The sequence below is a fragment of the Planococcus ruber genome (assembly GCF_022819085.1).
In the GTDB taxonomy this organism is placed as follows: domain Bacteria; phylum Bacillota; class Bacilli; order Bacillales_A; family Planococcaceae; genus Planococcus; species Planococcus ruber.
The window spans coordinates 1,196,789-1,218,529 of record NZ_JALHAG010000001.1 but is presented as its reverse complement, the minus strand read 5'-3'; the positions used below and the strand labels follow the sequence as shown (position 1 = coordinate 1,218,529).

Sequence of the window (21,741 nt, the reverse complement as noted above, 5' to 3'; positions counted from 1 at the left end):
AAATCCTCCCCGGGAAATTTCCCGGGGAGGATTTTTTGGTTTAGTTATTTAAAGAAGCTCTAACAAACTCTCTGAAGAGCGGCTGCGGACGGTTCGGACGCGAGATGAACTCCGGATGGAATTGGCAAGCGACAAACCAAGGATGGTCTGCAACTTCAATAATTTCCACGAGGCGGCCATCCGGGCTCGTGCCGGAGAATTTAAAGCCGGCTGCTTCGAATTGCTCACGGTATTCGTTATTGAATTCGTAGCGGTGGCGATGGCGTTCGTAAACAATTTCTTCGCCGTATGCTTCATGCGCTTTTGAACCCACTTCCAATTTCGCCGGGTACAGGCCAAGGCGAAGCGTTCCGCCTAAATCTTCAATGTCTTTTTGTTCCGGAAGAAGATCGATGACCGGATATGAAGTTTTCGGATCCAGCTCAGATGAATGGGCATCGTCAAAGTTCATGATGCTGCGTGCAAATTCGACTGAAGCCAATTGCATGCCAAGGCAGATTCCGAAGAACGGCACATTGTTTTCGCGTGCGTATTTGGTCGCAACGATTTTCCCTTCGACTCCGCGGTCTCCAAATCCGCCCGGAACCAGGATGCCGTCGCAGTTTCCGAGTTTCTCTTCTACGTTTTCAGCGTTGATGTGCTCTGCATTGATCCAATCCACTTCGATATCTGCATCAAATGCAAAGCCGGCGTGTTTCAACGCTTCCACTACGGAAATGTAGGCATCTTGAAGTTCCACGTATTTCCCGACAAGGCCGATGCGCACTTTCTTCGATAAGGATTTCACTTTTTCGACCAGTTCAATCCATTCGCCCATATCCGCTTCCGGCGCTTCGATGCCGAAATGGTCCAGGACGATCTGGTCCATGTTTTGTTCTTTCAAGCGAAGCGGCATTTCGTAGATCACGTCAACGTCGCGGGATTCGATCACTTCTTCCGCTTTAATGTCGCAGAACAAAGCGATTTTGTCTTTCATGTCCTGAGGCACTTCATGTTCGGTGCGGACCACGATCAAGTTTGGCTGAATCCCTAAGCTGCGCAATTCTTTTACGCTGTGCTGCGTCGGCTTCGTTTTCATTTCCTTTGCAGCGCCCAGGTACGGGATCAACGTACAATGGATGTACATGACTTCTTCGCGGCCAAGGTCTGAACGCATTTGGCGAATGGCTTCAAGGAACGGAAGCGATTCGATATCCCCGACAGTTCCACCGATTTCAGTGATGACCACATCCGCTTTCGCTGTTTTCGCAGCGCGCAGCAAGCGATCTTTGATTTCGTTTGTGATATGCGGAATCACTTGAACGGTTCCGCCCAAGTAATCGCCGCGGCGTTCTTTTTGGATAACAGTTGAGTATACTTTCCCTGTCGTTACGTTAGAGTATTTATTTAAATTGATGTCGATGAAACGCTCGTAATGCCCCAAATCCAAATCCGTTTCCGCGCCGTCGTCTGTTACGAACACTTCCCCGTGCTGGTACGGGCTCATCGTCCCGGGATCAATGTTGATGTATGGATCAAATTTTTGGATCGTGACGTTCAACCCTCTATTTTTCAATAAACGCCCAAGCGACGCGGCTGTAATCCCTTTTCCCAATGACGATACAACGCCGCCAGTCACAAATATATACTTTGTCATGCCTGCTTCCTCCTCTAATTTTTAAAAAATAAAAAGCGCCCCGCCTGCAAGTGCAGAGGGAGCGCGTAAACTGTATAAATCATGTCTCCTATTTTAAGGAGCCCAGTAAAATCTTATCCAGTCTCACCGCATAAGTCAAGGTAAAAAAATGTTCTGATTACTTCAGATCATCTTCCTCATCTTCATCTTCTTCATCAATGATGTTGCCGTCCAAATCTTCTACAAGGACGCCGTCATTGTCATCGTCTTCATCTTCCACGTCGAAATCAAGGACTTCCACTTCCGGAACTTTCAATAGTTCATCCGCGTCATCGTCGTCTTCCTCGTCATCGTCGTCATCGCTTTCATCGAAGTCGTCGAATTCCAATTCATCTTCAAGCTCCAGATCCAAATCATCAAAGCCGTCGTCGTCTGCGACTTTCGCTTTTTTCTTGCGTGCCTTAACTGTCGGCGCCGACTCTTCTTCGATCTGCTCAACCGGGTACCACTCGCGAAGGCCCCAACGGTTTTCGCCCAAGATCAGGAAGCGGCCGTCAATATTCATGTCTGTGTAGAACTGAGCCAGACGTTTTTTCATATCCTCTTTAGATAAACCGAGCAATTGTTCAATTTCTGCAACAATCTCCGGATAAGTTTTTGTTTCGTGTGTTTCTTCTAAAAGTGCATAGGCTAAGTCGACAAACGACTCTTCCACTAATTCTTCTTTTGATAATTCACGGATTTTCAATCTGTGCACGTCCCTTCTTCTATCTTAACTTAATTCATTATATACAAAGTAGTTGCGCTCCGCTACCGTGTTTTCTTTTTTCTGCTACCCAGCTGCCTCCAGCCGAAATAAAACAAGTATAACGACAAGATCAAAAATGGAATGGATCCGAGCGCCTTGTTGTAGAGAAAGAAGGTAAGGACGAGGCAGAGGAGGATGATGAGATAATGCGCATATTTCGACATGGATGATCATCCTTTTTGTTTTCTACGGTGAACTTTCTTCTATTATACAGAAAATTGCTATCCTTATCGACTCACAGTCCTTCCGGGCAGTGAATAAATTCGCTTGCTTCCGGCTGGAAAACCGCAAAATTCGGCTGAACGCGCGCAAATCCTTTTGAGCGCGCGCATTTTTCATTGAACGATCGCAAATCCGTTTGAACGCGCGCATTTTCTTTTGAACGCGCGCAACTTTATTTAATCGCCCGTAACCTATCTATTTTCAATAAAAAAGAAGAAAAAGTGGTTCGCGGAGCATCCGCGAACCACTTTCATCCTTATTCAAACCGTCTTATGCCTTTCGGAGCTGAACGGCCGATCCCGCTTTTCTTTGTCCAGCTTCATCAGCCAACTCCTCGGGTCATAAGCCAGCCCACTGCGGCGGCAACAGCCTCCTCGCGGTCCGTCTTATGTCTTTCAGAGCTGAACAGGCACTTTCACTTTTCCTATCACATATTCCGTCTATACTGTCCGCCGACTTCGTATAGCGCTGTCGTGATTTGGCCAAGGCTTGCGACTTTTACGGTTTCCATCAATTCTTCGAAGATGTTGCCTCCGGATTTCGCTACGTGCTTCAAGCGATTCAGCGCTTCTTCGGAAGCATTGCGTTCCTGGAAAGCGCGCAAGTTGGCAATTTGTGTTTCTTTTTCTTCGGTCGTCGCCCGGGCAATTTCCATCGCATTGATATCGTCATCGCTTTGCGGATTCGGATTCAAGTAGGTGTTGACACCGATGATCGGCAACTCGCCTGTATGTTTCTTCATTTCGTAATGCATGGATTCTTCCTGGATCTTGCCGCGCTGGTATTGCGTTTCCATTGCGCCAAGAACGCCGCCGCGGTCGTTGATGCGGTCGAATTCCTGCAATACCGCTTCTTCAACCAGCTGCGTCATTTCTTCGATGATGAACGCACCTTGCAGCGGATTTTCATTTTTCGACAAGCCATGTTCTTTTGTGATGATCATTTGGATTGCCATGGCGCGGCGCACCGATTCTTCTGTCGGTGTCGTAATCGCTTCATCGTAAGCATTGGTATGCAGTGAGTTGCAGTTATCCTGCAGCGCCATCAATGCCTGCAGCGTCGTGCGGATATCGTTGAAGTCGATTTCCTGCGCGTGAAGGCTGCGTCCTGAAGTCTGCACATGGTATTTCAGCTTTTGGCTGCGTTCGTTTGCGCCGTATTTGTCGCGCATCACGACTGCCCAAATGCGGCGTGCGACGCGTCCGATCACTGTATATTCCGGGTCCAGCCCGTTCGAGAAGAAGAACGACAAGTTCGGAGCAAAATCATCGATGTTCATGCCGCGGCTCAAGTAATATTCCACGTACGTGAAGCCGTTTGACAACGTGAACGCCAGCTGTGAAATCGGGTTCGCTCCCGCTTCCGCAATGTGGTAGCCGGAAATCGATACCGAATAGTAGTTGCGCACTTTATGGTCGATGAAATACTGCTGGATGTCGCCCATCATGCGAAGCGCGAATTCCGTCGAGAAGATGCACGTATTCTGGCCTTGGTCTTCTTTTAGGATATCCGCTTGAACCGTTCCGCGGACCACTTGAAGCGTCGATTCACGGACTTCCGTGAACTCTTCCAGCGTCAATGGACGGCCGAATTTCTCTTCGTTTATTTTCACTTGCTGATCAATTGCCGTGTTCATGAACATTGCCAAAATGATCGGCGCCGGCCCGTTGATCGTCATCGAGACCGAAGTGGACGGTGCACACAAATCAAAGCCTGCATATAATTTCTTCATGTCATCCAATGTACAGATCGACACGCCCGACTCGCCGACTTTTCCGTAGATGTCCGGACGGTGGTCTGGATCTTCGCCGTAAAGCGTTACGGAATCAAAAGCCGTCGATAAGCGTTTCGCATCATCGTCTTTCGACAAATAGTGGAAGCGTTTATTTGTCCGTTCAGGCGTTCCTTCACCCGCAAACTGGCGTTTCGGATCTTCGCCTTCCCGTTTGAACGGGAATACTCCAGCTGTGTAAGGGAATGAACCTGGAACATTTTCCAAATAAACCCATTTTAAAATCTCGCCGTAGTCTTCGAATTTCGGCAAGACGACTTTCGGGATCTTCAATCCGGATAAGCTCTCCGTACGCAAAATCGTGCGGATTTCCTTGTCGCGGACTGTAGTGACGAACTCGTCGCCGGCATATGCTTCTTTCAGCTGTTTCCAGTTTTCCAGAATGCGCTTGGATTCCGCCGTCAACTCATCGCGTACGCCGTATGCGAGTGATTGAAGCGATTCGACCAGTGCATCATCCGGCGCTTTTTCTTTGACCGCTTCGATGGCGCCTTCCAATTGGAACAAACGGCGGGCAAATGCTGCCTGTGCCTGCGTTTTCGCATGGTAGTTGCGGACCGTATCCGTAATTTCGCGCAAATAATAGCGGCGGTCATTCGGAATGATCAAGTTCTCTTTTTGCGTTTTGACGAATTGGTCGTAATCCGTTGTCCAATCTGTGCCGCATTTTTCGTTGACAGTGTGCACGAGCGCCGCAAAAAGCGAGTTTGTGCCTTTGTCGTTGAACTGGCTTGCGATCGTGCCGAATACCGGCATTTCGTCCAATTCCTTATCCCACAACAGATGGCTGCGCTGGAACTGCTTTTGCACTTGGCGAAGCGCATCTTCTGAACCTTTGCGCTCGAATTTATTGATGACAATCAAATCTGCGTAATCGATCATATCGATTTTCTCAAGCTGCGTCGGCGCCCCGAATTCGCTTGTCATGACGTACATAGAAACATCGGAGAAATTAGCGATTTCCGCATCCCCTTGGCCGATTCCGCTTGTTTCCACCACGATCAAATCGAAATCTGCCGCTTTGACGACATCGAGGACATCGCCTAATGCGCTGGAGATTTCAGTTCTTGAACCGCGGGTCGCCAAACTTCTCATGAAGACGCGTTTATTGAAGATCGCATTCATGCGAATCCGGTCGCCAAGCAAAGCACCGCCCGTTTTTTGTTTCGTCGGATCGATTGAGAGAATCGCGATTTTCTTATCCGGAAGTTCAGACAGGAAACGGCGGATCAGTTCATCCGTTAAAGAAGATTTTCCGGCGCCGCCTGTTCCGGTGATGCCGAGGACTGGCGTATTCTTCGTTTGAGCACGTACTGCCTGAAGCAATTTATCGGTATCCAGCTCACGTGTGTGTGCTTCTTCGGCTGCCGTGATCAAGTTCGCCAAAGCGACGGGTTCGTCAGCTGAAATCACATCAAAAGCAGGCGTCTCTTTAATCGTCGAGAAATCGCATTCTTTGACGATTTCCAGAATCATGCCTTCAAGGCCCAATTTGCGGCCGTCTTCAGGCGAGAAGATGCCGGCAATGCCGTACTCTTCCAATTCTTTGATTTCGCGCGGAAGGATAACGCCGCCTCCACCACCGTAAATGCGGATGTGGCCAGCGCCTTTTTCCTGCAGCAAATCGTACATGTATTTAAAGTATTCCATATGGCCGCCCTGATAAGAGGAAATGCAGATTCCTTGAACGTCTTCCTGGATGGCTGCATTGACCACTTCTTCGACCGAACGGTTATGGCCTAAGTGGATCACTTCAGCCCCACTTGCCTGCAAAATGCGGCGCATGATGTTGATCGATGCGTCGTGTCCGTCAAAAAGGCTGGATGCCGTGACGAAGCGAACATGATTTTGCGGCTTGTATTTCGTTTCTTCTTGAATTGTCGCCATAATCTATTAAACCCCCCGTAGCGTAGTTTTTTCCCCTGCCATCCCTTGCAGCAGAAATTTCGTTTGAAGCTCGATGAATTCCTGAATCGTATAATCCCTAAGTGCCCAGCGGCGGAATGCCCACATCTGGCCCTGGACGAATAAATGATTGGCCGCCAGTTTAATTTCTTTCGGCGCCATGGCGATTTCTCCGCTGTCCGCACACTCTGTAAGCAGCCGTTCAAATAGAGACACCATTTCCATTTCTTTATCCAGCACGTAGCGAAGCGCATCTTTTGGCAGCGATTTCGATTCCTGGTACATGACCACGTATTCGTCCTGCATATCATCGATTAAGCTGTAATAATGTTCGATTGCCGTAATCAGTACATCCAGCGAACCTTTATCAACGTCGAGCGCATCGAGCCGTGCATGCACTTCGTCGTAGATCGAGTCGCACACCAGATACAGGACATCTTCTTTCGTGCGGATGTATTCATAGAGTGTGCCGATGCTGAAACCTGATGCTTTGGCAATTTCTCTCGTCGTCGTCCGGTGAAAGCCTTTTTCTTTAAAAAGCGTGACAGCGCCGCGGATCATCTGTGCACGGCGCTTTTCAATCAGGCTTTCGTCTTTTACGGAGGACTGAATTTCACGCTTTTTGTTCATAGAGCAGCCCTCCGGTTATTTAGTGACCATACGGGAAATGACCAAACGCTGGATTTCCTGTGTGCCTTCGTAGATTTGAGTGATTTTCGCATCACGCATAAAACGTTCTACCGGATAGTCTTTTGTATAGCCGTAGCCGCCAAATACTTGAACCGCTTCTACCGTTACTTTCATCGCTGTGTCTCCAGCCATCAATTTCGCCATTGCCGATTCTTTGCTGTATGAAAGTTTGTTCGACTCAAGCCACGCTGCTTGGTACGTCAACAAACGTGAAGCTTCGATTGACGTCGCCATATCCGCTAATTTAAATGATACGCCTTGGTTCGCAGCAATCGGTTTGCCGAATTGCTCGCGCTCTTTCGCGTAGTCGATAGCAGCGTCCATTGCACCTTGTGCGATTCCTACTGCTTGGGCAGCAATGCCGTTGCGTCCGCCGTCAAGCGTCTGCATCGCAATTTTAAAGCCTTGGCCGAGTTCACCCAGCACGTTTTCTTTCGGTACGCGGCAGTTGTCAAAAATGATTTCCGTTGTCGGGCTTGAACGGATCCCGAGTTTCTTCTCTTTTTTGCCGACTGAGAATCCTTCAAAGTCTTTTTCGACGATGAACGCTGTCGTGCCTTTATGCTTCGATTCTGGGTCTGTCACTGCGAAAACGATGTAGATGTCCGCAATGCCGCCGTTTGTAATGAAGATTTTTGAACCGTTCAAGATGTAATGGTCGCCGTCTTCTTTCGCGGAAGTTTTCATGCCGCCTGCATCCGATCCTGAAGCTGGCTCCGTCAAACCGTAGGCACCGATTTTCGTACCTTCTGCCATCGGGCGAAGGTATTTCTGCTTCTGTTCTTCTGTTCCGAATGTGTATACCGGCCAGCCGGCAAGCGACGTATGCGCTGATAGCGTTACGCCAGTTGAAGCGCAGACGCGGGACAATTCTTCCACCGCGATGCAGTAAGCCAAATAATCCGATCCGATTCCGCCATACTCTTCCGGCCACGGAATCCCCGTCAATCCAAGCTCTGCCATTTTGTCAAAAATTTCGCGGTCAAAACGCTCTTCTTCGTCGCGTTCTTCAGCTGTCGGCGCCACTTCGTTGTTTGCGAAATCGCGTACCATTTTGCGGATCATTTCATGTTCTTCGCTCAATTGAAAATTCATTTTCATTTCCCCCAATTATTTTAATAGTTGCTTGCTGATGACAATGCGTTGAATTTCACTCGTGCCTTCATAGATTTCCGTTACTTTCGCGTCGCGGAATAAGCGCTCGACCGGATAATCTTCCGTATAGCCATAGCCGCCAAAAACTTGGATGGCTTCGATGGAAACGTCCATTGCTGCTTTTGATGCGAATAATTTCGCCATTGAAGCTTGCTTATTGCAGTCTTTGCCTTGTGCATAAAGATCAGCCGCCTGGTAGACCAGCAATTTTGCCGCTTCCACTTGTGTTGCCATATCCGCTAATTTAAAGCCGACGCCTTGCTGCTGTGAAATCGGTTTGCCAAACTGCACGCGCTCTTTCGCATAAGCTACTGCATGTTCATAAGCCGCTTCTGCGATGCCGAGTGCCTGTGCCGCAATCCCGATGCGTCCGACGTTCAAATTCGCCATGGCGATGCTAAAGCCTTTATTCTCTGTGCCCAGTAGATTTTCAATCGGCACTTTCATATTATCGAATGTCAGCTGCACTGTCCGTGAACCGTGAAGCCCCATTTTCTTCTCATCTTTGCCGATTACCAAGCCCGGAAAATCCTTTTCCACAATAAATGCAGAAATTCCACGCGATCCTGCTTCCGGTTTTGTCGACGCGAAAACGATGTATGTATCCGCTTCTCCGCCGTTTGTGATAAATACTTTTGAGCCGTTTAAGACGTAATGATCGCCGTTCAACACTGCTTTTGTCTTTAAGCTGCCTGCATCAGAGCCGGCAGCCGGTTCTGTTAGGCAAAATGCCCCCAAATATTCGCCTGAAGCCAATTTCGGAACATAGCGCTGGATCTGCTCTTCTGTACCGAAGTTCAAAATCGGATTCGTGCCGACTGACGTATGAACGGACAAAATTACACCGACAACTGCACTGACTTTTGACAATTCATGAATGGCGCTGATATAAGAAGTGAAGTCCATATCGGAACCGCCGTATTTCTCAGGTGCGGTGATGCCCATCAAGCCAAGTCCGCCCATTTTCTTGATGATTTCGCGGGGAAATTCCCCTTCTTCCATCCGGTCGATAAATGGTGCTATTTCTTCTTTTGCAAAATCACGCACCATATTGCGCATCATCAATTGTTCTTCTGTAAATCGCAAATCCATTGCTATTCCCCCTAAATTAGCTGTATTCATAAAATCCGCGGCCCGTTTTCTTGCCTAACCAGCCGGCTTTCACGTACTGGCGAAGCAATGGGCTCGGACGGTATTTGCTGTCGCCGAATCCGTCATGCAGCACTTCCATGATGTAAAGGCAAGTATCGAGGCCAATAAAATCAGCAAGCTGCAGCGGCCCCATCGGGTGATTCATGCCAAGTTTCATGATGTCGTCGATCGCTTCTTTTGTCGCTACGCCTTCCTGCAGCGTGAAAATCGCTTCGTTGATCATCGGCATCAAAATGCGGTTGGCGACGAATCCTGGAAAGTCGTTGCATTCAACCGGTGTCTTGGAAAGTTTGAGCGTCATTTCTTCCACTGCCTGATACACTTCATCCGAAGTCGCAAGTCCGCGAATGATTTCGACCAATTTCATGACCGGTACCGGATTCATGAAATGCATGCCGATCACTTGCTCCGGACGGTTTGTAACCGCCGCAATTTCTGTGATTGGAAGCGATGATGTGTTTGATGCCAAAATCGCATGCTTTGGCGCCACTTCATCCAGCGTTTTGAAAATGCTGTGTTTGATTTCCATATTTTCTACCGCAGCTTCGATGACGATATCTGCATCATGTGCATCTTTCAAATCAAGAGAAGCGGTAATGCGGCCAAGGACCGCTGTTTTCTCGTCTTCTGTCATGCGTCCTTTTTCGACGTTGCGGGATAAGTTTTTTGTAATCGTCCCGATTCCGCGGTCATAGGCTTCTTGTTTCATGTCATTCAATTTCACGTTGAATCCTGCTTGTGCGCAAACTTGCGCGATGCCTGAACCCATTTGGCCGGCACCAATTACCATTACGTTTTGAATCGCCATTGTCAGTTTGCCTCCTGTTTCGGTACTTCGATCATGATTGCATCGCCTTGGCCGCCGCCGGAACAAATGGCTGCAATGCCAATTCCGCCGCCGCGGCGCTTCAATTCATAGGCAAGCGTTAAGATGATGCGTGATCCGCTTGCTCCGATTGGATGCCCAAGCGCAACCGACCCGCCGTTTACATTCACTTTTTCAGCGTCCAGCCCAGCAATTTTCGAACTTGCCAAAGCGACGGCTGCAAATGCTTCATTGATTTCGAATAAATCGATGTCGTCCAGGGATTTCCCGGTTTTCTTCAGTAATTCATTGATGACAATTCCCGGTGTTTCGGGGAAACGGTGCGGCTCAATCGCCACTTCCGTATGCGCCAAAATATGCGCTAGCGGATTCTTGCCTTCTTTCTGTGCGCATTCTTCGCTCATTAAGACGAATGCCGCTGCCCCATCATTGATCCCTGGTGCATTCCCAGCCGTAATTGTGCCGTCTTTTCCAAATGCCGGCTTCAATTTCGCAAGTGCTTCGATTGTTGAGTTCGCACGCGGCGCTTCATCTACATCAACTGTGATTGGATCCCCTTTGCGCTGTGGAATTTCAATCGGTACGATTTCTTCAGCAAAAAGGTCTTTCGCTTTGATCGCTCGTTCATGCGAACGCACGGACCATTCGTCTTGCGCTTCACGCGTCAAGCCGAACTCTTCTGCTGTAGAGTTGCCGTATGTTCCCATGTGCACGCGATCCGGATGGAAAGAGCAAGACAATCCGTCGTGAACCATCCCGTCAATCACTTGAGCATCGCCCATGCGAAGCCCCCATCGGCCTTTCGGCAAGTAATACGGCGCATTGGACATTGATTCCATGCCGCCCGCAACAATCACTTCTTCGTCGCCCAAACGGATGATTTGATCTGCAAGCGTCACACTGCGCATGCCCGATGCACAGACTTTGTTGATTGTTTCCGATTTAACGCTGTACGGAATACCTGCTTTTTTCGCTGCCTGGCGAGAAGGAATCTGCCCCTGCCCTGCTTGGAGCACGTTGCCCATGATGACTTCCTGCACTTGCTCCGGTTCAATGCCTGCGCGCTTCATCGCTTCTTTGATCGCCGCTGCCCCAAGCTCGCTTGCTGTCAGCGTACTCAAATTTCCGCCGAATTTCCCGAATGCTGTCCGTGCCCCTTCGATAATCACTGTTTTTGCCATTTTCTTTTTCCTCCCCTTTGTGTAGGTGTAAACGGTTTCATAGCGGCCTAAAAAAATTCTTGATGTGAATAAAATCAAGTTGTATATGGAGTGATTGTGGTTCTACATGATGTTTATGGATCTTTGCATGAATTTCTGCTTCGGCGCAAATTTTATACTTAGCATCGCTTCATACTATTGCCTCTGTTTCTGCATCGCTTCGCTGCTTCGAAACATGGAAGTGCGTTGCACCGCTGCGCTAGCTTCGACAAACCATTTGCTCCTGCATCGCTTCGCTGCTTCGTCGCAAATTCATACTTGGTGTCGCTTAATACTATTGCGCCTGTATCGCTGCGCTAGCTTCGAGGCAAACATCTGATGCCGCGTTCCCTGCGGCATCAGATGTTGACTGAACGCTCGCTCGGATTTTGGTTCAAAAGAAAAGGGAGTGGTTAGACTCCCTTTCTTTTCTGTTGCTTATGGTTCTATCTTATAGAGTTTTTGTTGTTTTGGCAATAATTATTGAACGATTGCCGGTTCTAATTCCGGTGTCTGGCTGCCGATGACTGCCATTTCCAGAAGTTCTGCTACGTCGTAAGTGCTGACAGTTTCTTCTACTTCTTTTGCTTTCGTTCCATCCGACAACATCGTTAAGCAGTACGGGCATCCAGATGAGATGACGGTTGGGTTTACTTCCAACGCTTGTTCCGTACGCGCTACGTTGACGCGGTGTCCCGCGTCTTCTTCCATCCACATCAATCCGCCGCCGGCTCCACAGCACATGCCGTCCTGGCGGTTCCGGACCATTTCGACCAATTCGACGCCTTCGATTGATTTCAAGATCTCGCGCGGTGCGTCGTAAACGTCGTTGTATCGACCGAGGTAGCAGGAATCATGGAAGGTAATTTTTTCATTTACCGGGAATTGCGGTTTCAGTCGGCCTTCTTGCACGAGCTCAAACAGCATTTCCGTGTGGTGGTAAACTTCCGCTTTAAAGCCGAAATCCGGGTATTCGTTTTTGAAGATATTGTATGCGTGCGGATCGATCGTCACGATTTTCTTGATCTCCGCTTTTTCGAATTCTTTGATGTTCGCTGTTGCAAGTTCCTGGAATAGGAATTCATTTCCTAAGCGTCTTGGCGTATCGCCGGAGTTCTTTTCTTTATTGCCAAGAATCGCGAATTTCACGCCGGCTTCGTTCATCAAACGCGCAAACGATAATGCGATTTTCTGAGAGCGGCTGTCGAATGATCCCATGGAACCTACCCAGAATAGGAATTCGAATTCTTCGCCTGCTTTGTTCATTTCTTTTACAGTCGGGATTGAGATATCTGGACGTGCATCTCTCCAGTTTTCTTTTTCTTTGCGGTTAAGGCCCCAAGGATTCCCTTGCTTCTCGATATTTGTCATCGCGCGCTGAGCGTCCTTGTCCATCTTCCCTTCCGTCATTACAAGGTAACGGCGAAGGTCGATAATTTTATCCACGTGCTCGTTCATAACCGGACATTGGTCTTCACAGTTGCGGCAAGTCGTACATGCCCAGATTTCTTCTTCTGTGATGACATCTCCGATCAAGCTCGGGCTGTAAAGTTCGTCGATAGAGACCCCTTCAGCACCTGCAGCCATTGCCAGCTGGTTCCCTTTTGTGCCGTTGAACGCCATTGCCGGCACCCACGGTTTTTGGCGCGTCATAACTGCACCTGTATTCGTCAAATTGTCGCGAAGTTTTGTAATCAGGTCCATCGGAGACAGCATTTTCCCTGTTCCGGTTGCCGGACACATATTCGTGCAGCGCCCGCATTCAACGCAAGCGTAGAAGTCGATCATTTGCGACTGGCTGAAGTCGGTGATTTTGCCGACGCCGAATGAAGGCATCGCTTCTTCATCTTCTTCATCTTCCATCTCTTCAAAATTGATTGGCTTCAAACGGCCGACATGGTCCACACGGTGGAACCAAGTATTGACTGGTCCAAAGATTAAATGCGCGTGCTTCGATTGCGGCACGTAAACCAGGAATGTTAATAGGAACAAGAGATGCGCCCACCACATTACGTAGAAAATTGCTGCTGCCGCTGTTTCAGGAAGTCCTGAGAAGAGCGTTGCGAAGACAGATGCCACAGGCTCTGTCCAAGCTGTTTCGTGTCCGAGCCAAATCATGCTTGCGCCGTTTCCGACAAGGACAGATACCATCAATCCGCCGATGAAAATCAGCACCAAGCCGGATTTCCAGCCGCGCTTCAAGCGCACCAACTTTTCGATGTATCTTCTATAGAACGCCCAAACAACCGCAACCAGAATCGTCAATGTGACGATTTCCTGGAAGAACGTGAACGCCGGATAAAGCGGCCCTAATGGCAAATGCGCTCCAGGCACTAACCCTTTGATAATAAAATCGATGGCGCTTGCCTGCACCAATAAGAAACCGTAGAAGAACATAACGTGAATCGTTCCGCTCTTCTTATCTTTCATCAATTTCTTTTGGCCAAAAACGTTGACCATGACTTTGCGGAAACGTTCTTTAAAGTTTTCTTCAAATTCGACTTTCTTGCCGAGTTTGATGAAATCGTAGCGCGTTTTCAGCAAATAAATAAATAGATAAACTGCATACCCCAAGATGGCTATGAAGAAGACCCAGTTTGCAATGAGCAATGGCTCCATGATGTTATCCCCCTTTTTTATGTGTAAATTCCAAAAATTCCTTACGCGAAGTGTACTTGAACCCTTTTTAAATGTCGATGCTAATTTCTAGTTTAGAATATGAATGAGCATTCAGTCAACTGTTATTTGAAAGGGGTTTCATCTTTTTATTATACACAGGCTCCAGTTGAATAAAAGCTTTTTCTGGAATCGCTCTCATCGGCTTGATATCAAGGGATCCAGGATTGTGTCAGATATTTAAATTTCGAAATTGCTGCACGTGAACCTTGGGGCCGAATTATTGCCCATAGAAAAAAGGCAGCGTCTTAAACGCTCCCTTTTTCCCGTTCTACAATCAATGGTTCAAAAAATTTACCGAAAAACAGAGCGGTTTCCTTTGTCCGCTCTGTTTCTACACCGAGCAGTACGCAGCAGGCCGGACCAGCGGATACATCCAATTGAACATCTGCAAAAACGGCTGCAGTTGCACCGAATAACTGCCGGGCTTCTGCTTCAATGCCTTTAGAGCCAATTGGCCAAATCCTTTTGACGAGTCCGCTTTGGATGGCTGCGCGGATTTTCTTCAAATCCGCAACCGCTTCTTTTTGTGCAAGTACAGCTTCACCGACGAGCGGCTTCCCGTAGACATACCATTGCAGTCCTTCCGAAACGAAGTGACGCTGCTGTCGGCCAAGCATCGTCACCGCAATGCCGGATTGCAGCGTCGCCATATTCGTCTCGGAACTTCCACCGATTTGCGGCACGTCCATATCTGCTTCTCGGAAAATTTCTTCGATGCCAGCCTTATAGGAAGCCCATTGCGCATCCCCGCTGAAATTGTGGACGAGTACAGCTTCCGGTTCACTTCCGGCCGCCCATTGTTCAAGCAAGGCAACACGGGCTGCAAATTTTGCAGTTAGCTGGTCCGGTGCATTGACTTCATCCAACTCCTTGCCGCCGATTCCCGCTGAGTTATCAGATGTAATCACCCAGCCATCCAGTTCGATCCCGTTTCGCATCAGCTCACCTTCTCGCCAACTCGGAACATGAAGGGCATAACGACTGCGGCAACGCCGGCGTTAATCGCTGCCGCAAGCAAGAGCCCTGGAACAGAAGCATAGAAAAATGCGGGAGACAATAAAAAATAGAACGGGATGGTGGCAATGATTCCATTCCCTATAACAAACGCCGGCCATCTCAATTTATTCCACCCATGTTCACTCATCTTCGCAAACAGCCAAACAACCGCAAACATTTCAAACGTGATCAGAAAATGAAATGGACCGAGCGGAAAACCGCCGAGCATCGCAGATAGTAAATGGCCGGCCGCAGCCACTGTCCCAGCAAGCGGGGCTGACAAAAATAAGGCGGCAATTAACGCCGGCATGGAATCGAATGCGATCGAAGCGATGCCGACTGGAATTTTCAATAAGCCGCCGATTGCAGCTAAACTGATAAATAGAGCAGTGAGGGCAAGCGTCTTTGTCTTCATATTAATCCCGCTTTTTCGCACGGCCGCCGTTTTTGAAGACTTTCGCACTTCTGACGTATTCGTTATCCGGCACTCCTGCACGCGAATTCACCACACGGGCTGCTGCAAACAAGTAATCGGACAAGCGGTTCAAATAGCGCTGCACGACCGATGGAAATTCTTCCCCTGATTTCATCAAAGTCACTGTTTGCCGTTCTGCCCGGCGTGTGATTGTCCGTGCGATATGCAAAGTGGCTGCAGCTGGCGATCCGCCCGGCAAGATGAAACGCTCGAGAAGCGGCGGCTCTTCCATCAAGTCATCAATGCGCGATTCCAGCACTTCCACCGGCTGTTCGGTCATTTTGTAATTCGGCTCTTTCCGGACATCTGCAAGATCCCCGCCGCAATCAAACAATTCGTTTTGGATGGCTTCCAGATCCGCCAACAAATCGGCGTACTTTTCTGCATCCAACTCTGTCATCGCTTTGCCGATAAACGAATTGACTTCATCAATCGTTCCGTAAGCTTCAACGCGCGGTGCATCTTTATCCGCCCGCGCCCCGATTAAACCCGTCTGCCCTTTGTCGCCTGTTTTTGTGTAGATTTTCATCTTCCATCCCCGCCTTTTAAGTTTTGTGGTATGCCGTACCAAATCCGTGTAATTTCAGTCGCTTCGGAGAATAAAAATTGATAGATCCTGCCGAGCACATCGCGCAGTTCGCGTTCGAGCGGATCGATCGGTACGATTCCCCGGTTCATGTCGGTTAATACCCAAATCAACTTATTATCTTTGTACTTAGCCAGCATCTCTTGGAGCTCTTCACGAATGTGAAATTCGGAGATCCCACTGGCCAATTGGGATTTGATGCGGTGTTCGATTCCAGCGACTACTATTGCCGCGGAAACCGCCGGACTTTTTGGAAGTTTACTCTCAAACCAATCCACTTCCTGGCCCGCTAACCGTTTTTTTACGTATTCACGTTTGCCATTAAAGGCACCGCCGAAAACGATATGCATAAATCTCCCTCCTCCACGGCTTTCCGGGTTTTCCAAACCAATGTAATTCGATGCCCGTGCGATGCGGTTTGCTGCTGAATTGATTCGCCAGTCGCTCTGGCCAATAAATACCGGATTGGACCACCGTGAGTCAAAATGGTAAATTCATCTCCATCCGGCAATGCTTTTACAGCCCTTTCAATACGCGTCGCCAGCTGATGAAGGCTTTCTCCATTCGGCGGCGCGAAATGGAACGGATCATCAACCCAGTTTCGGTACAAACCGTTGCTCTCGAGTTCTGCATACGTTTTCTGCTCCCACTCCCCGAAATGACATTCGCGCCAATCTGGTGACGCATGATAAACCGCATTGGGAAAAAGACAGGCTGCCGTTTGCCGGCATCTTTTCAGATCACTTCCCCAAACGGCTATCTGCGACGCATCCGGTTCTGCCTTAAACGGCAGCACCGCTTCATCCGTCCAGCCGATATATTGTTTCGCCTGGTTCCCGGCAGTCGGTGCGTGGCGGATCAAATGAAGAATAAAAGAATTGCCCATAATAGCCATTCCACCCCTTCCAAATATGCACCAAACAAATCTCCAGTCACGCCTTCGAAATGGCGCTTGCACCAATTCCGGTAAAGCCCTATTGAAACAGCAAAGGCGATGAATTGCGCAAAAGCCAGCTGCCAGCCGCACACGATAACCAGCACGACTAGTACAATTGCTATATAAATGAAGGAAACGGCGATCAAACTTTTTTTATTCGCTTTATTCTGAAAAAAGAAGGCGAGCCCATCCTTTTTGGCACTTCCAAGCGTACTGAATAGCAGCAAGAGGCCCGTTCGCGACAAAAAGGGAATGAATAAAACTGCTGTTAGCGAAACGTGATAAATAACTTCTGAAATAATAAGGATTTTTCCGATTACCGCAAATAGCAGCACCATCGTTCCGAAGGCACCGATTCGGGGATCGGCCATAATTTCAAGCCGTTTTTCCCGATGCTGATAAGAGAAATAGGCATCTCCTGCATCCGCCAGCCCGTCCAGATGCAAACCGCCTGTTAAAGCAGCAAAAAGAACCGTGATGAAGAATGCGGCAATTAATGAGCTGAGTTCTGTGAAATCCCTGAATACAAGCGCCATAACTGCCGCTGCACCGCCAAAGAACAGCCCGAGAAGGGGCAAAGCCATATACATTGCGGTGATGTCTTTTTTCTCCATCGGCAATTCCTTTTTCACTGGAATGGCTGAGAAAAATTGAAATGCTAATGCGATTCCATTCGCTAAATGCCGCATCCTGCCGTCACTTCCTTTTCTGGGCCATGCCGTTTTCCATTTCATACGCTTCGCCTGCCTGTGAAGCGATCCAGCAATGGATGCGCCCAAGCCAACGCTGATACATTTCATCCCGGATGAAATCATCCAGCACTTCATTCGACACGATGACCAGCAGTTTTGTCCGGCTCTGCAGATTTTGGATCGTGTTCTGCAAAGCTGCCCATTTCGTTTCCATGCACCCCGGCTGGTCCGCACACGGAGCCCCCTTTTCCCAACCTTCATATAATTCATTGGCGAGCCAAGTCGTTGCACAGTCCCATAAGACCGCGTCGCCTCTCTCTATATACGGAAGCGCTTTTTCCAAGTGCAGCGGCTGTTCGATGGTGACCCAGCCCTGGCCGTCCCTGTCCTCCTGATGGCGGTTGATGCGCTTCACCATTTCGGTGTCATGGGCTTGCCCGCTCGCTAAATAAACTTTTCGACTTCCAGCCGATTCTCGAATTCTCCGTTCAGCCCACGCACTTTTCCCGCTGCGGACACCTCCGCTCACAAAGATCAATTGTCCATTAGCCATCTGCCGATCGCCTCCTGCAATTGATCCATTTGCGCAGGTGTCTTCATGCCGATGCGAAACCATTCGCCATCCATTCCCCGGAACGATTTGGTATGCCGAAGAACAAAGCCTTGCTCAAGAAAATCGATGAAAAACCGGCAGGAATCTTTTTCTTCCGGCAGTTTGAAAGATAAGAAATTTACTGCGGATGCACTCACCTTGCATTGAACGCCTTTTAAAAAGGCTGCCATGCGCTCCCGTTCTTCATTCGCCGAAGCAATTACTCGCTCCCTGTAAATCTGTTCTTTAAAACATTCGGCTCCGATTTGAGCGGAAATGGCGTTGACATTCCAATGTGCCGCTCCTTGTTTTAGCGCCTGCATGATTTCCAGGGTGCCAATTGCATAACCGAGCCGGAGTCCGGCAATCGCGTACATTTTTGTCATCGATCGGACGATTATGGTTTGAGGGTAAGACGATTGGCGCGGAATAAATGAAAAAGCCTCCCCCGCAAAATCGATGAAGGCTTCATCAATCACCAATTCACAGCCTTCCTTTTTGCACGCCTCCGCAATAAACTCCATCTGCGGCTGTTCGATCAGCAGGCCGGTCGGATTATGCGGATTGCAAATATAAACAGCGGCACAGCCTTTTAAGGAAGATGACAATAATTCACTATCAAGCTGCCAGCCGTTTTTCTCCGTCAATTGGACGGTTACGATTTGGGCTTCTTCCGCTTCCAGGGTTTTGCGGTATTCGGAAAAAGCCGGTTCAATGAGCACCACTTTCTTTTTTTGATACCGGCGGGCAAGCCATGTAAAAATTTCAGCTGCCCCATTCGCTGTCACTACTCGCTCCATTGGAACATCGTGGAAACGGGCAGCGGCACTCCGAAAAGGCTCCCCTTCCGGATCCGGATAGCGTTCGATCAATTCCAACAGCGAATGCCACGAATTCCGGATGAATTCCGGCGGTCCAAACGGATGGACATTTTCACTGAAATCCAAAATCCGTTCCGGATAGTCGATATTCAATTGCTGATAAAGCAGGTGCGGATTCGCTCCATGGTCAGGCAATTTCAAAAATCATCGCTCCTCCTGCAAATAAAATATAAAACCAAAAGACGGCTAGATGCATATGCGCTATGGTTTCTTGAATGTGATGGGCTTCCAATTTAAAAATTGGCGTCCCCATTCGCGCACGGACGGATTGAACCCCTTTGTAAGTATTGACGCCGCCTAGTTCAATGCCAAGCTGGATGGCAGTCGCAGCTTCCAGCCAGCCACTATTCGGACTTGGATGTTTCGGAGCATCGCGCAGCCATTCAGCAAAACGCTGACGTAAGGTAAGCCCTCTTTTATTTCGTGTAGACAGAAGAATAATCGCTCCCGTAATCCGGCTCGGGATAAAATTCAGCACATCGTCCAATTTGGCAGAAGCATAGCCGAATCGGCTAAACTGCTCGTTTTGATAACCGACCATCGAGTCGCACGTATTGACCGCTTTATACATCCACAGCCCGGGTGCACCCAGCAAGAACGTCCAAAACAAAGGAGCCGTGACGCCATCGCTTGTATTTTCGGAAACGGTTTCGACTACGCCTCTTGTGATTTCGCTTTCGTTCAAGTGCTCGGTATCCCGACCGACAATCCAGGATAGCTTTTCGCGTGCTTTTGAAAAGTCCTTCCGCAAAAGCGGCTGATGCACTTCTTCTGCTGCGTCCTTCAAGCTTTTTTGTGCGAGTCCTACCGCGATCAATACAGCTTCAACAAAGAAGCCCACTATTCCGTGCACTTCATAAGCTAAGCTGACGATCAGATAAGCAATCGCAAAAGCACCGCCAGCCATTAAAGCGACTAGCAAGAAACCATTGCGAAACGCATGTGGCGCACGGTTCAACTTTCGAGTCAGCTTCATAATGAGCGATCCGATCCAGCGAACCGGATGCGGCCAATTCGGCGGATCGCCGATGGTCCGGTCGATTATGAGGCCAACCGCAATCGCCGCGATATGCGCCATCATTGCGCTTTCGCCTGCCGATAGGATTCAAGTGCTTCTACAGTGCATTCAAAAACACCCGTACCAATCAATTTGCCCAGTTCTGTAATGGGTCCGGCATACGGCAAATATCCGCCTTGCTGCGTAGCGGATACGAGGCAGCTGTCTGTCGAAGTTCCAGTAGCAATCGTGCCTGTCAACGGATCTTTTACTCCTTCTTGATGAAGCGCTTTTGTTTTGGCTTCCGTCGCCGTAATCATCGCTTGGATAAACGCCTCGTCCGACAAATGGCCATTGACCATGATCCATGTATTGATCGTACCGACGCCAACTTCCCGTTCAACCGCTTTTGAGACATCGACGGCATTTCCTACCCCTGCGGTCACGGCAATGACGACGGACCCGAAATCTCCTTCATACTCTTTTACCACCGCATGTTCGGTTCGCACAGCCGTCATCATGCCGACGGTTTCTGTCGGCTTGAAGCCTTTATTTTCAATAAACCCGGTCATTTCCTGAACGCTGTCGTCGATATTGTAATTCATGTCCACATGGCGGTTGATAAAAGTACGGAACCAGCCTGAACCCGCATTGATGACCGCGGAAGAAACAGTTTTCAAAGGCATTTCACTTTGGTAGAGGACCATTTCAGGCGAAACCAGAAAATCCTCGGCTGCTATTTTCGCAGCGGCAGCTTTCCGCTCCACTCCGGGCAGCAAGGTAATCTGCGGTTTTGGGAGCTCGGGATGGGGATGGTTGCTGACGCGTGTATGGTAAACCGTTTCGATATCCTGCGCTCTTACAACTTCGTGCGGCTCGCCCATGCGGACAATCTGCCCTTGATCCAATAGCAAGAGCTGGTCGCAATACATGGAGGCGATATTGATGTCATGGAAAATCGAAACGACCGTCAGATTTTTTTCGATTGCCTGTTTTTTAATCGTGTCTAATAATTCCTTTTGGTGGTTGATATCCAAATGATTGGTTGGTTCGTCTAATAATAGAACGCGGGCGTTTTGGGCTAAAGCTTGCGCCACGAAAACCCGCTGCTGTTCTCCGCCTGACAGCTGATCAATTTGTGTCTTTTCATATTGGCTGATGTTCATCAAACGCATCGCTTCCTGCACTTCACTTTCATCTTCCTTTGACCAGGAAGAAAACCAGCCGCTTTGATGCGGGTAGCGGCCAAGCTCAATCGTTTCGCGGACCGTATGGGCAAACGCATGGGCGTGAAGCTGCGGCAGCACTGCCATTTCTCTCGCCAGTTCTTTCGCTTGAAATGCCCCTATTTCTTTGCCACCGATTTCGACCGTGCCGGAAGATGCCGGCAATACGCCGCTGATCAATTTCATCAAGGTCGATTTGCCGCTGCCGTTCGGACCTAAAATGCCGAGCATGGTTCCTTTCGCTACGGCAAAAGAAACGTTCTGGACAATATTCCGGTCCCCATACCCGCCGCTTAAGCCTCCTATTTTCAACATA

General features: G+C 48.9%; 19 protein-coding genes. All 19 read right to left on the bottom strand.

The features are described from left to right. Window positions 1–40 precede the first annotated feature (40 nt). The gene (locus tag MTR82_RS06200; RefSeq protein WP_052650668.1) at window positions 41–1,636 is read right to left on the bottom strand and encodes a CTP synthase; all 1,596 of its coding nucleotides are present in this window, start codon (window positions 1,634–1,636) and stop codon (window positions 41–43) included. Between the two features lie 157 nt (window positions 1,637–1,793). After that, entirely contained in the window at window positions 1,794–2,363 is a 570-nt protein-coding gene (rpoE, locus tag MTR82_RS06195) for a DNA-directed RNA polymerase subunit delta (RefSeq protein ID WP_052650667.1), read from the bottom strand. A 709-nt stretch (window positions 2,364–3,072) separates the two neighbouring features. Then, on the bottom strand, window positions 3,073–6,324 hold the full coding sequence (gene icmF, locus MTR82_RS06190; protein ID WP_246808316.1) for a fused isobutyryl-CoA mutase/GTPase IcmF: 3,252 nt from the start codon (window positions 6,322–6,324) through the stop codon (window positions 3,073–3,075). Between the two features lie 6 nt (window positions 6,325–6,330). After that, window positions 6,331–6,972, bottom strand: a complete 642-nt coding sequence (locus tag MTR82_RS06185; protein WP_246808315.1) for a TetR/AcrR family transcriptional regulator — start codon at window positions 6,970–6,972, stop codon at window positions 6,331–6,333. A 15-nt stretch (window positions 6,973–6,987) separates the two neighbouring features. Continuing rightward, the gene (locus MTR82_RS06180; protein ID WP_246808314.1) at window positions 6,988–8,127 is read right to left on the bottom strand and encodes an acyl-CoA dehydrogenase; all 1,140 of its coding nucleotides are present in this window, start codon (window positions 8,125–8,127) and stop codon (window positions 6,988–6,990) included. 15 nt (window positions 8,128–8,142) lie between these two features. Then, on the bottom strand, window positions 8,143–9,279 hold the full coding sequence (locus tag MTR82_RS06175; protein ID WP_246808313.1) for an acyl-CoA dehydrogenase: 1,137 nt from the start codon (window positions 9,277–9,279) through the stop codon (window positions 8,143–8,145). Between the two features lie 16 nt (window positions 9,280–9,295). Then, window positions 9,296–10,147, bottom strand: coding sequence for a 3-hydroxybutyryl-CoA dehydrogenase (locus MTR82_RS06170; RefSeq protein ID WP_246808312.1), 852 nt, complete (start codon window positions 10,145–10,147; stop codon window positions 9,296–9,298). A gap of 2 nt (window positions 10,148–10,149) precedes the next feature. Beyond that, the gene (locus MTR82_RS06165; protein ID WP_246808311.1) at window positions 10,150–11,346 is read right to left on the bottom strand and encodes an acetyl-CoA C-acetyltransferase; all 1,197 of its coding nucleotides are present in this window, start codon (window positions 11,344–11,346) and stop codon (window positions 10,150–10,152) included. A 498-nt stretch (window positions 11,347–11,844) separates the two neighbouring features. Next, window positions 11,845–13,983, bottom strand: coding sequence for a (Fe-S)-binding protein (locus MTR82_RS06160; protein WP_246808309.1), 2,139 nt, complete (start codon window positions 13,981–13,983; stop codon window positions 11,845–11,847). Between the two features lie 305 nt (window positions 13,984–14,288). Beyond that, the gene (locus MTR82_RS06155) at window positions 14,289–14,981 is read right to left on the bottom strand and encodes an alpha-ribazole-5-phosphate synthase (RefSeq protein ID WP_246808308.1); all 693 of its coding nucleotides are present in this window, start codon (window positions 14,979–14,981) and stop codon (window positions 14,289–14,291) included. Beyond that, window positions 14,981–15,454 (bottom strand): ECF transporter S component, encoded by a 474-nt coding sequence (locus tag MTR82_RS06150; RefSeq protein ID WP_246808306.1) that lies wholly within the window; start codon window positions 15,452–15,454, stop codon window positions 14,981–14,983. The genes MTR82_RS06155 and MTR82_RS06150 overlap by 1 nt, the downstream gene beginning before the upstream one ends. A gap of 1 nt (window position 15,455) precedes the next feature. Further along, window positions 15,456–16,043 (bottom strand): cob(I)yrinic acid a,c-diamide adenosyltransferase, encoded by a 588-nt coding sequence (locus tag MTR82_RS06145; RefSeq protein ID WP_246808305.1) that lies wholly within the window; start codon window positions 16,041–16,043, stop codon window positions 15,456–15,458. Beyond that, window positions 16,040–16,450, bottom strand: a complete 411-nt coding sequence (locus MTR82_RS06140; RefSeq protein WP_246808303.1) for a bifunctional adenosylcobinamide kinase/adenosylcobinamide-phosphate guanylyltransferase — start codon at window positions 16,448–16,450, stop codon at window positions 16,040–16,042. The genes MTR82_RS06145 and MTR82_RS06140 overlap by 4 nt, the downstream gene beginning before the upstream one ends. Then, window positions 16,402–16,995 carry a histidine phosphatase family protein gene (locus tag MTR82_RS06135; protein ID WP_246808301.1) on the bottom strand — a complete coding sequence of 198 codons (594 nt, stop codon included), beginning with the start codon at window positions 16,993–16,995 and terminating at the stop codon, window positions 16,402–16,404. Before MTR82_RS06135 ends, MTR82_RS06140 begins: the two co-directional genes overlap by 49 nt. Beyond that, window positions 16,959–17,771, bottom strand: coding sequence for an adenosylcobinamide-GDP ribazoletransferase (cobS, locus tag MTR82_RS06130; RefSeq protein ID WP_246808299.1), 813 nt, complete (start codon window positions 17,769–17,771; stop codon window positions 16,959–16,961). The genes MTR82_RS06135 and cobS overlap by 37 nt, the downstream gene beginning before the upstream one ends. Further along, a complete protein-coding gene (locus MTR82_RS06125; RefSeq protein ID WP_246808297.1) occupies window positions 17,734–18,282 on the bottom strand; it encodes a bifunctional adenosylcobinamide kinase/adenosylcobinamide-phosphate guanylyltransferase in 549 nt (182 codons plus the stop codon). Before MTR82_RS06125 ends, cobS begins: the two co-directional genes overlap by 38 nt. Continuing rightward, window positions 18,264–19,343, bottom strand: coding sequence for a pyridoxal phosphate-dependent aminotransferase (locus tag MTR82_RS06120; protein ID WP_246808295.1), 1,080 nt, complete (start codon window positions 19,341–19,343; stop codon window positions 18,264–18,266). Before MTR82_RS06120 ends, MTR82_RS06125 begins: the two co-directional genes overlap by 19 nt. Continuing rightward, window positions 19,330–20,283: an adenosylcobinamide-phosphate synthase CbiB gene (cbiB, locus tag MTR82_RS06115; protein ID WP_246808293.1), complete on the bottom strand. Its 954-nt coding sequence runs from the start codon at window positions 20,281–20,283 to the stop codon at window positions 19,330–19,332. The genes MTR82_RS06120 and cbiB overlap by 14 nt, the downstream gene beginning before the upstream one ends. Next, window positions 20,280–21,740: an adenosylcobinamide amidohydrolase gene (locus MTR82_RS06110; RefSeq protein ID WP_246808291.1), complete on the bottom strand. Its 1,461-nt coding sequence runs from the start codon at window positions 21,738–21,740 to the stop codon at window positions 20,280–20,282. Before MTR82_RS06110 ends, cbiB begins: the two co-directional genes overlap by 4 nt. Window position 21,741 lies beyond the last annotated feature (1 nt).

Coding starts and splice junctions, on each gene's coding strand:
- MTR82_RS06185 (WP_246808315.1), bottom strand. CDS start 6,972: ATGAACAAAAAGCGTGAAATTCAGTCCTCCGTAAAAGACGAAAGCCTG.
- MTR82_RS06170 (WP_246808312.1), bottom strand. CDS start 10,147: ATGGCGATTCAAAACGTAATGGTAATTGGTGCCGGCCAAATGGGTTCA.
- MTR82_RS06180 (WP_246808314.1), bottom strand. CDS start 8,127: ATGAATTTTCAATTGAGCGAAGAACATGAAATGATCCGCAAAATGGTA.
- MTR82_RS06140 (WP_246808303.1), bottom strand. CDS start 16,450: ATGCATATCGTTTTCGGCGGTGCCTTTAATGGCAAACGTGAATACGTA.
- MTR82_RS06200 (WP_052650668.1), bottom strand. CDS start 1,636: ATGACAAAGTATATATTTGTGACTGGCGGCGTTGTATCGTCATTGGGA.
- MTR82_RS06135 (WP_246808301.1), bottom strand. CDS start 16,995: ATGGCTATTATGGGCAATTCTTTTATTCTTCATTTGATCCGCCACGCA.
- MTR82_RS06145 (WP_246808305.1), bottom strand. CDS start 16,043: ATGAAAATCTACACAAAAACAGGCGACAAAGGGCAGACGGGTTTAATC.
- icmF (WP_246808316.1), bottom strand. CDS start 6,324: ATGGCGACAATTCAAGAAGAAACGAAATACAAGCCGCAAAATCATGTT.
- MTR82_RS06110 (WP_246808291.1), bottom strand. CDS start 21,740: ATGTTGAAAATAGGAGGCTTAAGCGGCGGGTATGGGGACCGGAATATT.
- MTR82_RS06150 (WP_246808306.1), bottom strand. CDS start 15,454: ATGAAGACAAAGACGCTTGCCCTCACTGCTCTATTTATCAGTTTAGCT.
- MTR82_RS06165 (WP_246808311.1), bottom strand. CDS start 11,346: ATGGCAAAAACAGTGATTATCGAAGGGGCACGGACAGCATTCGGGAAA.
- MTR82_RS06125 (WP_246808297.1), bottom strand. CDS start 18,282: ATGGCTAATGGACAATTGATCTTTGTGAGCGGAGGTGTCCGCAGCGGG.
- MTR82_RS06175 (WP_246808313.1), bottom strand. CDS start 9,279: ATGGATTTGCGATTTACAGAAGAACAATTGATGATGCGCAATATGGTG.
- MTR82_RS06160 (WP_246808309.1), bottom strand. CDS start 13,983: ATGGAGCCATTGCTCATTGCAAACTGGGTCTTCTTCATAGCCATCTTG.
- cbiB (WP_246808293.1), bottom strand. CDS start 20,283: ATGATGGCGCATATCGCGGCGATTGCGGTTGGCCTCATAATCGACCGG.
- MTR82_RS06155 (WP_246808308.1), bottom strand. CDS start 14,981: ATGCGAAACGGGATCGAACTGGATGGCTGGGTGATTACATCTGATAAC.
- cobS (WP_246808299.1), bottom strand. CDS start 17,771: ATGAAATGGAAAACGGCATGGCCCAGAAAAGGAAGTGACGGCAGGATG.